The organism is Mycobacteriales bacterium, from assembly GCA_036497565.1.
Classification (GTDB): domain Bacteria; phylum Actinomycetota; class Actinomycetes; order Mycobacteriales; family QHCD01; genus DASXJE01.
The window spans coordinates 1-11477 of the sequence record DASXJE010000042.1; the positions used below are offsets into that span (position 1 = coordinate 1).

Sequence of the window (11477 nt, forward strand, 5' to 3'; positions counted from 1 at the left end):
GAGCTCGCGGGACCGGACTTCGACCCGGCGGCCGTCGACCCGCGGGTGCGGGAGTTCTACGAGCACACCACCCGCTTCACCCTCGACATCGTCCCCGAATGGCGGCTGTGGGTACGCCCCGGCTACCTGCTCTACCGGACGTTGGTCGCCCGCCCGCTCGGGCAGGCCAACGTGCCGATGAACCAGCGCGAGGCCCAGCGGGGAGTCAACAGCCGGATCGACACGATCACCCCGACGGACGACGACGTGGTGGCCATCCGCAGCTGGATCCGGTCCTTCGCCGACAACGACGAGCCCATCTACGTCGGCATCTACACGACGTATCGTCACGAGGGCCGCGGCTACGTCAGCGTCGGGTTTCCGCTCCCGCAGGCCAGCTTCACCGCCACGCTGCAGCCGCACAACCGGCCCGGCGGCGGTCTCGTGCTCGACAGCCGCAGCGACCTCGACCAGCCGGGCCACTACCTGACCTACATCGACCCGGAGACCAGGGACCTCACGGCGTTGGCCGTGCACGGGTTCGCCGAGCAGCTCAACGTCTTTATCGAGGACGACGAGCTGCGTGCCGAACACGCGTTCTGGGTCTTCGGCTTCCCGTTCCTCGTCCTGCACTACCGCATGCACCGCAAGCCCGCCTTGCCCACGTGACGAGCATCGACCGTCAGCGGTTGTAGTCCGGTGCGGCACCATCCAAGCGGGCCCAGACTTTGTCGCACTCTTCGATGACCGCATCACTCAACTTCGGGCCCTGCAGTGCCGCCAGGTTCGACCGCAACTGCTCCGGCGACGATGCCCCGATCAGGATGGCATCGGTCAATCGCTGATCCCTCAGCCAACGAAGTGCAAGCTCGACCAGATCCACACTCATCCCGTCCGCGATCCGCGACAACTCATCGACGGCGTCGAACTGTGCGGCGTTCCAATATCTCGCGCGATACATCTCCTTGTCGAAGCGGGTGCCACTCCGCGGACGGTCGTCCCGCCGGTGCTTGCCCGTCAGCAACCCACCCGCCAGGGGGTTGTAGGCGATGTTGGTCAGGCCGTAGTGGTCCGAGAACTCGACGTACTCATGCTCCACGCGTCGGGCCAGCAGGTTGTACATGACCTGGCAGATCTCGACCTTCGGCCAGCCCCTGCTCCCTGCAATATGGCGCAGCTCCGCGACCTGCCAGGCGGCGAAGTTGGACTGTCCGACGTACCGGACCTTTCCAGAGGCGACCAGTCCGTCGATCGCCTCGAGGCTCTCGTCGATCGAAGTCGCTCGGTCGGGACGATGGAAGAAGTACACGTCGATGTAGTCCGTGCCGAGCCGCCGGAGGCTGGCCTCGACCGACCCCTCGATCGAGCGGCGGGACAGCCCGACCATCGAGTCGTTCCCTTGATCGACGCTGCTGCCCACCTTCGTCGAAATCAGCACCTCGTCGCGGAACTTCGCCACCGCTCGCCCGAGGATCTCCTCGGACAGACCGCCGTTGTAGTTGTTGGAGGTGTCGAACATCCGTACGCCGGCATCCCGCGCAAGAGCGATCATCTCTTCAGCCCGGTGCTGATCCACCTGGCTACCGAAAGTCATCGCACCGAGCACGGTGGTGCCGATGTCGAGCCGTCCGGCTTCGGATGCGTCCATGCCGTTGATCGTCCTTCGGGTCATTTGAGGCCGGTCGTCGCGATTCCGCGAACCAGTAGCCGCTGCGACGCCAGGAAGAAGCCGAAGATCGGTCCGAGCGACGCGACCGACATCGCAAACATCGGTCCGTAGGACGACTTCGCCTCGATATCCAGGAACGAACGGAGGCCGAGGGGAACTGTCCAGTGTTCGGTCCCGGTCAGGTAGAGCAACGGGGTGAAGAAGTCATTCCAGGTGAAGATGAAGGTGAATATCGCAGTGGTCGCGAGCGCCGGCAGCATCAGGGGAAGCATGATTCTGCGATAAATCTGAAAGAAGCCCGCACCGTCGATCTCCGAGGCCTCATCCATCTCACGCGGGATCCCGCGGATGAACTGCACCATCAAGAAGATGAAGAACGAGTCGGTGGCGAGGAACTTGGGGACGATCAGCGGATAGAAGGTGTTGATCCACCCGAGGTGAAGGAACGCAATGTATTGCGGCACGACGAGCACGTGGTAAGGCAGCATGATCGTGCCGAGCATGAGCGCAAACAGCACCCCCTTGAACCTGAACTGCAGACGCGCAAACGCGTATGCGGCCATTGAGCACGAGAGAAGATTTCCAACGATGGCGCCGATCGCGATCAGGAACGAGTTGGCGAAGAATGTTCCGAAGGTAACATCGGAGAAGATGTACCACCCGTCGGTGTAGTTCGACCAACGGAAGGTCCCGGGCCACAGCCCCTTTGCCGTGAAGATCTCGTTGGCCGGACGCAGAGATGCACTGAGGAGCCACAGCAACGGGTAGAGCATGATGATCAAGCCGAGTATCAGGCCGATGTGGGCAAGCATGTGACGCGTGACCGGGCGGTGTCGGCGGGTGCGGTTCCTCGGCACCCGAAGGAGAGAAGCGGTACTCATGGCGTCACTTGTTCCCGTAGTAGAAGACCCAGCGACTGGACGTGGCGAAGATCAGTCCCGTGCATACGCCGACGACGACGAGCAGCACCCATGCCATGGCCGAGGCGTAGCCCATGTGGAACTGGGTGAACCCCTGTTGATAGAGGTAGAGGGTGTAGAACAGCGTCGAGTCAGCCGGGCCGCCGGTGCCGTTGCTGACCACGTACGACGACGTGAACGCCTGGAATGCCGAAATGATGTTCAAGATGCCGTTGAACAGGATGATCGGTGTCAGGAGTGGGATGGTGATGTGGAAGAAGCGCTGTCGCCACACTGCGCCGTCGACGAGCGCAGCCTCGTAGAGGTCGGCGGGGATCTGGCGTAGCCCGGCGAGGAAGATGACCATCGCCGACCCGAACGTCCAGATGTTCAGGGCGATCAGGGTGTAGATGGCGCTTCCGGTGTCGCCTATCCAGCTGTGACCGTGGATTCCGAAGATGCCGAGGAAGTCGTTGAGCAGCCCGCTCGCGCCGAATACCTGCCGCCACAGGATCGCGATGGCGACGCTGGTGCCCATCAGGGATGGCAGGTAGTACAGCGACCGGTAGAACGCCAGCCCCCGTAAGCCCTGGTTGAGCAGCAGCGCGAATCCGAGGGCGAAGATCAGGTGCAACGGCACGGAGACCAGCACGTAGGTCAGCGTCACCTCGACGGACTTCCAATACCGCGGGTCCGTCGTGAACATCTGGACGTAGTTCTGGATACCGATCCAGCGGGGCGCCTGCGTCACGTTGAAATCGGTGAACGAGAGGTACAAAGAGGCAATCATCGGGCCGAGGGTGATCACCGCGAGGCCGACGAACCACGGGAGAAGGAACAGATACGCTGCGCGCTGCTCCTTCTTGGCCCGAAGGCTGCGGCGTCGACGGTGATCGAGCTGCCGAGCTGGCGGATCCGCGCGTTCTTGGGTCTTCAGCACGGCCCGCTCACCACCATTTCGTATGGGCGCACCGCGAGTCGACTGACCGGAGACGCCATCAACAACCCTCCGCAGGAGCGACAACTGCGAGCGCCGTGGGGGCTCGGTGATCGTTCGGCGGCCCCTCGGCCCGATGCCCGACATCTACTTGTCCGACGTGACCGTCCAGTCCTCCGCCATACCCAGCTTGGCGTAGAGCTCCCGCCGCTTGTCCTTGTCGTTGCTCGCGTGCCGCCACGCCTGCTCGGCCACATCGAGCGCCTTGGCCGCAGGTACGACGACCACGCCGTCGCCGTCTGCGACGACCACGTCGCCGGGGTTGACGACGGCGCCGCCGCAGTTGATGCGCGTCTGGGTCGAGTCCAGCTCGAGTCTTCCGGGCCGGATGGTGCGGTTGATGTATTTGCAGTAGACGGGCGTCTGCTGCTTGATCAGCTCATCGGTGTCGCGAGCGCCGCCGTTGGTCACGCAGCCGACTGCGCCGGCTGCGATCCAGGACAGGGTGTTGTTCGATCCGGCGAAGCCGACCGTCCCGCACTCGAAGCCGTCGATGACGATCAGGTCGCCGCGCTTGATCGTGTCCCGGAAGGGGCCCTGCGCCAGAGTGCCGTACCACTCCCGCATCCAGGCGTAAAACTCGTCCGGACTCTGATCCGGGACCGCCCGCTGGGTGGGCACGAACCGGACGGTGTGGGCAGTCCCGTAGATGCGGTGCTTGAAGTTGTCGGTGTCCCGCCACAGCGGCCGGATGTCCCGCGACATCAGGCCCATGTCCTGCATGCCGAGCGCGTCCATCCCGTCGCAGACATCGGTCACCCGGAGTCCTTGGTAACGCTCCAGACCGCTTCGCGTGTCAGACCGTTCGATGACGGTGTCAGTCATTGCTGTCCCATCCCTTTTCGTATCGAGATCACGTGAGTCAGTGCGTGGCAACTCTGACCGGATAGAGATCGATAGGTCGGCTCCTCTCGTACGGTGTCGTGGCCCGCGTCCTGCGTCATTGCCTGAGCGCCGACTTGGCGGCTGCGAGGTACTGGTCCGCCGCTTGCCCGACGTCGCTCTTGTTGAACGCGACAGCGTCGCAGGACTGACCGAGCGCCTGGATCACGGCGCCGTTGCCGGGCGGCTGTGGGGGCATCGGCTTCAGGTCACTCTTGATCTGGTCGTAGAGCGCGAACTGCGGGTCGTGCAGCATCTTCGCGACGGCCTTCCGAGCGGTGTTCGACGCGGGTATCCCGTTGTCCGCCTTGTACGCCTTTTCGGCCGCGACGTCGTTGAGGAAGAAATTGATGAACTGTGCGGCGGCCTTCGGATCGCTCGCCTTGGATGAGATCGACTGCCCGCTGACGATCAGGAAGTTACCCGAGCCCTTCGCTCCCCGCGGCATGCTGGTCATGCTGATGTTCGGGTTGAGCCCCTTGATCGTCGTGTACTGGTTGGCGGGGATGACGTCGAGGCCAACCATCTTCTTGGCGATCATCAGGTCCTCGGTGGTCGTGCCCTGCTGCTCCTGCTGAAGGTCCGGTGGGGGAACGGCCTTGGCCGACTGGAGCTTCTTCCAGTACGTGAACCACGCTTCGATGGCCGACTTGCCGAACCCGAGTGCATCGCCGGAGTAAATCTGGTCGCCGCGCCCCCGCAGGTAGGTATAGAAGGCGCTGTCATTGCCGCAGAGGTTGGCGGAGGCATAGGTGCCGGACGCGAGCTTCGACCCGGCCACCTTGGTGAGTTTGGTGGCCAGCTGATCCCAGGTCGTGGTCAATCCGGGTGCTGCAACACCGGCATTCGCGAACATCTTCTTGTCGTAGAACAGACCACGGAAGGAGAACGCCGTGCCGACCATCAGTTGCTTCCCGTTGTATTTGCCTGCCGCCAGGACCTCGGCCGGCACGTTCGAGACGTTGATGGTGCCGTCCTTGATGTACGAGTCGAGCGAACGGGTCGACCCCGCGAACTGCCGCAGGAAGCGGTCCTGGTTCTGGAACATGTCGGGGAGATTCCCACCGGACACCTGGACGGCGAGCCGGGTCACATAGGTGTCCGTCCCGCTCGTCGTGGTCCGCTTGATCGCTGTCTGCGGGTGTGCCTTTTCGAACATCGCGACAACGCCGTCCTGCAGTTTGGTCCGGTCGCTGCCTCCCCACCAGGAGTAGCTGATAGTCGATGCTCCAGCACTGCTCCCGCTGGTCGACCGGGGCGCGCATGCGGTCACCACCCCGACGACCGTGATCGCCGCCGCACCGCAGAGCAGGGCCTTTCTCATCCGTGGGCGGGGCGGCGGCCGATGGTGGCGCCGGACTCCGTGTTCTCCCAATGCCGTGCTTGGCATGGTGACCGTCCCTCTGCGCACCTGCCGATGCGCCTCTGCTCGGGCCGGGCTCGACGGGCGAGCCCAGGTTCGTCGTCACCGCCGGCCGGCTGGCTCGACTCGAGGATGGATACGGAACCAACGGCAACAGGGGTGCTCCCCGTAAACCGCCACCTCGTATGCGAGTCGCCCAAAGCGGTGGATCCTGCGCTGGCCGATGGTATGCGGCATGTGGAATACTGGTCAAGGTATTCGGTATACCAACTTGTGAGGTCCCATGAGCGCGTTGCAGCCGATCGAGTCGGTCCAACTCGGCGACCGGACGTTCAACTCCATCCGGCAGGCGATCATCAGCGGTGAGCTGGCTCCTGGCCAACCGTTACGTGACCGGGTCCTCGCCCAGACGCTCGGGGTGAGCCGGACGCCGGTCCGCGAGGCGCTGTACCGGCTCGAGCACGGCGCCCTGGTGACGTCGCAGGGTCGCAGTGGCTGGACCGTGGCCGCCTTCACCGAACAAGACATCCGGGAGCTCTTCGAGCTCCGGCGCGCCCTGGAGCCCCTGGGTATCGACAAGTTGGAACGCGACGGCGACGACGGAGCGGTCGACGAGCTGGCCACATTCTTCGGCGAGTTCAGCCATCCGGTGCCGGAGAGCAAGTTCGACGAGTACTTCGTCTGTGACCATGCCTTCCACAAGCGCATCGTCTCCTGCAGCGGAAACGATCGGCTCACCCGGTTCTACGGCGTCATCGAGGATCAGATCGACCGCGGCAGGCACTTCCTGTCCACCACCTCTGTCGGCCGGGTCGACGCGAACCTCGACGAACACCTGGCCATCAGCTCGGCCGTCGCCGATCGAGACTTCGCCAGGGCACGGGCCGAACTCGTCCATCACCTCGACATGGGCGAGCAGCTCATGCTCGACCGCGTGCACCGGCGAACGGAGCGCTCATGACCGATACCGCGTCGAGCCCCGCATCTGTCGCGTCGCCGCCGGGCCGCGCGATTCCGCTGGACACCCTGCGCCGCTTCTGCGCGACGTTGCTGCAGGCAGCCGGTCTTGACCCAGCCACCGCCGATCTGGTCGCCGACTCGTTGTCCGATGCCGAGGCCCGGGGCATCGGGTCGCACGGCGTGCAGCGGACGCGGATATATGTCCAGCGACTCCGCGCGGGTCTCCTCGATGCAACCGCCGTTCCCCGGATCGTGAAGGAGACGCCCAGCAGCGTCCTCCTCGATGCACGCAATGCGATCGGCCACGTCGGAGCTCGGGCCGGGATCGACCTTGCCATCGCGCGAGCGGAGACCGGCGCGGTCTGCGCGGTCGGCGTAAGGAACTCCAACCACTGCGGGACGCTCGCCTTCTACCTACGCCGCGCCACCGAACGCAGTCTTGTCGCGCTGGCGATGTCCAACGCACCACCCACCATGGCCTACCACGGCGGTCGCACCCGTGCCGTCGGTACGAATCCGCTCGCGATCGGGATCCCGAGCGACGGTGGGCCGCCGCTGATCCTGGACATGGCGACAAGCGCGACGGCACGGGGAAAGATCATCCTTGCCGACCAGCTCGCGCAGCCGATCCCACCCGGTTGGGCCGTCGATGTGGAGGGCCGCCCGACCACCGACACCCAGGCAGCCTTGCGCGGTGCAGTCCTCCCCTTCGCCGGCCCCAAGGGCTCAGGCCTCGCCATGATGATCGAGCTGCTGTGCGGGGGACTCATGGCCGGCGTCACCGGCGCCCTCGTGGGCGACATGTATGACGACTGGTCCCGCCCTCAGCAGGTGAGCCACCTGTTCATCGCCATCGACCCGGATTCATTCCTCGGTCGTACGAAGTTTCTCGCCCACGTGAAGCTCTTCACCGAGCAGGTGCACGGGCTACCGGCGGCCGAGGGATTCACCCGGGTCTCGGTGCCCGGTGAGATCGAGGATGCAGCCAGATCCGTGTCCGAACAGGAGGGGGTGATGATCTCGGAGACGGTGATTCAGGACTTGCAGGCGCTTGCCGGCGAGCTCGGCGTCGCCGGCCTGCCGATGTCATCGACCCTTCCGCCCCGCTAATCCCCGTATCGAGGAAGGAATTTTCTGATGCCCGTCCCCTGCCCGATCCATCCTGAGACCCCGCCGCCCGACGCCAACCTGCTGGACCGGCTACGGGCGCTGTCGACGTCGCTGGTCTCCGACGTGTTCGGTCGCTGGGCGGGGGCGCCTGGTATCACTCCGGTCGCCGGACTCGCCGACGGGGAGGTCGTCGTCGGACCGGCGCTCACCGTCCGGACGCGGTCTGGTGACAATCTCGTCGTACACAAGGCGATGGACCTGGCTGTCCGGGGAGATGTCCTGGTCGTCGCTGCAGGCGGAGCGAACGATCGGTCGATTCTCGGTGGACTACTCGCCCACTACGCGTCGACCCGCGGCGTCGCCGCGCTCGTGGTGGACGGCGCCGTGCGCGACCTCTCCGAGCTCCGCCAATACGCGCCTCCCACCTTCGCCACCGGTGTGACGCACCTCGGCCCCTACAAGGACGGTCCCGGAGAGATCCGCGGAGCCGTGTCCATCGGCGGCGTCCCCGTCGCAAACGGCGACATCATCGTCGCGGACGAGGACGGCGTCGCGGTCATCCCCCGGGCTCGGCTGGACGAGATCGTCACGCTCGCCGAGGCCAAGGGCCACGCCGAGGCGCTCGAGCGCAAGGACATCGCGAACGGCGTCTGGGACAGATCCTGGCTCGAGCATGCGCTCACAATGAGCCCGACAGATGTCTAGCGCCGGCTGACGCACTGATTCCGGTATTCACCGACCTGTGCAGCAGGGTCGGTCGACCATGAGAGGTATGGCCGACCACGGCAGGATGCGCGCGCTCTCGGTCAAGCAACCGTGGGCGTGGTCGATCCTGCAAGGCGGCAAGCCGGTGGAGAACCGCAGTCGAGCGACCCATCATCGCGGGCTGCTCATCATCCAGGCGAGTCAGTCGCCGGCGCCGCATGCCCAGGTCCCCTCCCGGGCAGCCGCGTCCCAGTGGAACGCCCTCGGCGGGACAGCGGCGTGTTGGAATGCCATCACCAGCCCCAGCAGAGGCGCGTACGTCGGTACCGCGACAAGTGCCCTGATCGGCGCGGTCACCGTCGTCGGTTGTCACCAGGCATCGGGATGCTGCCGACCGTGGGGTGAGGCTCCGCCGCCGGGCGGCACGCTGTGGCACTGGGAACTGGAAAACCCGCGCATGTTCGCCCACGCGATCCCGGCGCACGGCCACCTCGGTATCTGGCCGGTGCCGGACACGCTGGCCACTCGGGTCGGCCGCGCTCTCCGCAGCGCCCGTTAGTCGCGGATTAGCCGGTTTTGCCCCGGGGGCGCCTGGTTCACCCGTACAGGGTGATGACCCCCGGGACGGCTGTCGCGACTCTGCAGGAGGCCGGTCGGACAGTCGCGGGAGGGCACGATGGCGCTCAAGGAATACCAGCCTGGTACGACGTTCCCGGGCGTGATCGGGCGGACCACCGACGTGTCGAGCCCGGCGTGGCCGAGGCCGTTGCGCGCCCGGTCGGGCTCGCCGAACGTGCTGTTCATCGTGCTCGACGACCTCGGCTACGGGCAGCTCGGCTGCTACGGCAGTCCGATCGCGACACCGAACCTGGATTCCCTCGCGGCCGGCGGTCTGCTCTACACCAACATGCACACGACCGCGTTGTGCTCCCCTTCCCGGTCGTGCATCATCACCGGCCGAAATCACCACGCCAACGCGATGGCGTCGGTCAACGAGCTCGCGACGGGGTTCCCCGGCTACAACGGCAGCATCCCGTTCGAGAACGGGTTCCTCTCCGAGATGCTGCTCCAGCACGGTTACAGCACCTACATGATCGGCAAATACCACCTGCTGCCCTCGGAGTTCGAGTCCGCAGCCGGACCCTACGACCGCTGGCCGCTGGGCCGCGGCTTCGAGCGCTACTACGGCTTCCTCGGCGGCGACACCAGCCAGTGGTATCCCGATCTGGTCGCAGACAATCACCAGGTCGACCCTCCCGCGACCCCCGAGGAGGGCTACCACCTCAACCCGGACCTCGCCGACAAGGCCATCGACTTCATCGCCGACGCCAAGCAGGTCGCCCCCAACAAGCCGTTCTACATGCACTACTGCACGGGTGCGACGCATGCGCCGCACCACGTCCCGAAGGAATGGATCGAGCGTTACCGCGGCAAGTTCGACGACGGTTGGGATGCTTACCGCGAGAAGGTGCTCGCACGCCAGAAGGAGCTCGGCATCATGCCGGCCGACGCCGAGCTGTCCCGGCACGACCCCGACGTACCCGAGTGGAACTCGCTCTCCGACGACAGCCGTCGACTCTCGGCCCGCATGATGGAGGTCTTCGCCGGCTTCCTGTCGCACACCGACCATCACATCGGCCGGGTCCTCGACTTCCTCAAAGAGGCCGGTGAATTCGAGAACACCCTGATCATGCTGGTGTCCGACAACGGCGCCAGCGCCGAGGGCGGCGTGACCGGCACCACCAACGAACTGCAGTTCTTCAACAAGGCCGAGGAGCCGCTCGCGGACAGCCTTGCGGCGATCGACGAACTCGGCGGGCCGACGACGTTCAACCACTATCCATGGGGATGGACCTGGGCGGGCAACACGCCGTTCCGCCGCTGGAAGCGGGAGACCTACCGGGGCGGCACGAGCGACCCGTTCATCGTGCACTGGCCCAAGGGAATCAAGGCCCGGGGCGAGATCCGGACGCAGTACGCCCACATCATCGACATGGTCCCGACCGTGCTCGACGCCCTCGACCTCGAGCCCCCGGCAGCGATCCGCGGGGTGGCCCAGTCACCGATCCACGGCGTGAGCCTCGCCTACAGCTTCGACGACAAGGACGCGGACAGCCGCCACGGCACGCAGTACTTCGAGATGTTCGGTCACCGGTCGATCGACCACGACGGCTGGCGCGCGGTCTGCCCGTGGCCGGGTCCGTCGTTCGCCGAGGCCGACAAAGGCTTCGGCGAACCGATCAGCGGCGACGTACTGACCGAGTTGGACGAGAAGCACTGGGAGCTCTACCACGTCGCGGAAGACCCGACCGAAAACCACAACGTGGCCGAGGAGCATCACGACATCCTGATCTCGATGATCGCGCAGTGGTACGTCGAGGCCGGTCGCTACAACGTGCTGCCGATCGACGGCAGCGCCATCACCCGGATCATGACCGAACGCCCGGCGATCTCCGAGGACCGGACGTCGTACACGCTTCGGCCGGAGACGCAGACGATCCCGCCGGCCGCGTCACCGAAGGTCCTCAACCGCAAGCACGCCATCACCGCGGATGTGGAGATCCCCGAGGGCGGGGCCGAGGGTGTGCTGGTTTGCCAGGGTTCGGGCGTGGGTGGCTACTCGTTCTTCATCAAGGACGGCAAGCTGCGCTACTCGCACAACTACGTGCGTCGGGCGGTCTACCGCGTCTCGTCGGCCGACCCGGTCCCGGCCGGCCGGCACGAGCTGCGGTTCGAATTCGAGCCGACCGGGCAGCCGGACGTGATGAACGGCAAGGGTTCTCCGGGACTGGCGCAGCTCTACGTGGACAAGAAGCTGGTCGGGGCGACCCAGTTCGACATCACCACGCCGGTGCTCTTCAACCCCGGCGGCGTGACCTGCGGCGCCAACCCCAACCTGGCCGTCGACCCGGA

The 11477-nt window shown here is 65.6% G+C and carries 11 protein-coding genes; 6 read left to right on the forward strand and 5 right to left on the reverse strand.

Features of this window, described 5'->3' with window-relative positions; genetic code table 11:
- Nucleotides 1–648 (forward strand): hypothetical protein (locus VGH85_03805; GenBank protein HEY2172916.1); only part of this gene is annotated, 648 nt, incomplete at its 5' end.
- Nucleotides 649–661: 13 nt separating this feature from the next.
- Here VGH85_03805 and VGH85_03810 read toward each other — a convergent pair.
- The 5 genes from VGH85_03810 to VGH85_03830 form a co-directional block, all read right to left on the reverse strand.
- Complete coding sequence (locus VGH85_03810; protein ID HEY2172917.1) at nt 662–1627, reverse strand: aldo/keto reductase; 966 nt, start codon at nt 1625–1627, stop codon at nt 662–664.
- Between the two features lie 20 nt (nt 1628–1647).
- A complete protein-coding gene (locus VGH85_03815; GenBank protein HEY2172918.1) occupies nt 1648–2460 on the reverse strand; it encodes a carbohydrate ABC transporter permease in 813 nt (270 codons plus the stop codon).
- Nucleotides 2461–2533: 73 nt separating this feature from the next.
- Entirely contained in the window at nt 2534–3487 is a 954-nt protein-coding gene (locus VGH85_03820) for a sugar ABC transporter permease (protein ID HEY2172919.1), read from the reverse strand.
- 144 nt (nt 3488–3631) lie between these two features.
- Nucleotides 3632–4303, reverse strand: coding sequence for an RraA family protein (locus VGH85_03825; GenBank protein HEY2172920.1), 672 nt, complete (start codon nt 4301–4303; stop codon nt 3632–3634).
- A 181-nt stretch (nt 4304–4484) separates the two neighbouring features.
- Nucleotides 4485–5816 (reverse strand): extracellular solute-binding protein, encoded by a 1332-nt coding sequence (locus VGH85_03830; protein ID HEY2172921.1) that lies wholly within the window; start codon nt 5814–5816, stop codon nt 4485–4487.
- A gap of 256 nt (nt 5817–6072) precedes the next feature.
- Here VGH85_03830 and VGH85_03835 point away from each other — a divergent pair, with 256 nt between their 5' ends.
- The 5 genes from VGH85_03835 to VGH85_03855 all read left to right on the forward strand — a co-directional run.
- Complete coding sequence (locus VGH85_03835; protein HEY2172922.1) at nt 6073–6750, forward strand: GntR family transcriptional regulator; 678 nt, start codon at nt 6073–6075, stop codon at nt 6748–6750.
- Entirely contained in the window at nt 6747–7859 is a 1113-nt protein-coding gene (locus tag VGH85_03840) for an Ldh family oxidoreductase (protein HEY2172923.1), read from the forward strand. Before VGH85_03835 ends, VGH85_03840 begins: the two co-directional genes overlap by 4 nt.
- Nucleotides 7860–7886: 27 nt before the next feature.
- On the forward strand, nt 7887–8564 hold the full coding sequence (locus VGH85_03845; protein ID HEY2172924.1) for a hypothetical protein: 678 nt from the start codon (nt 7887–7889) through the stop codon (nt 8562–8564).
- A 67-nt stretch (nt 8565–8631) separates the two neighbouring features.
- Nucleotides 8632–9123 (forward strand): hypothetical protein, encoded by a 492-nt coding sequence (locus VGH85_03850; GenBank protein HEY2172925.1) that lies wholly within the window; start codon nt 8632–8634, stop codon nt 9121–9123.
- A gap of 117 nt (nt 9124–9240) precedes the next feature.
- Nucleotides 9241–11477, forward strand: a 2237-nt coding sequence (locus VGH85_03855; GenBank protein HEY2172926.1) for an arylsulfatase, incomplete at its 3' end; no start/stop codon positions are given.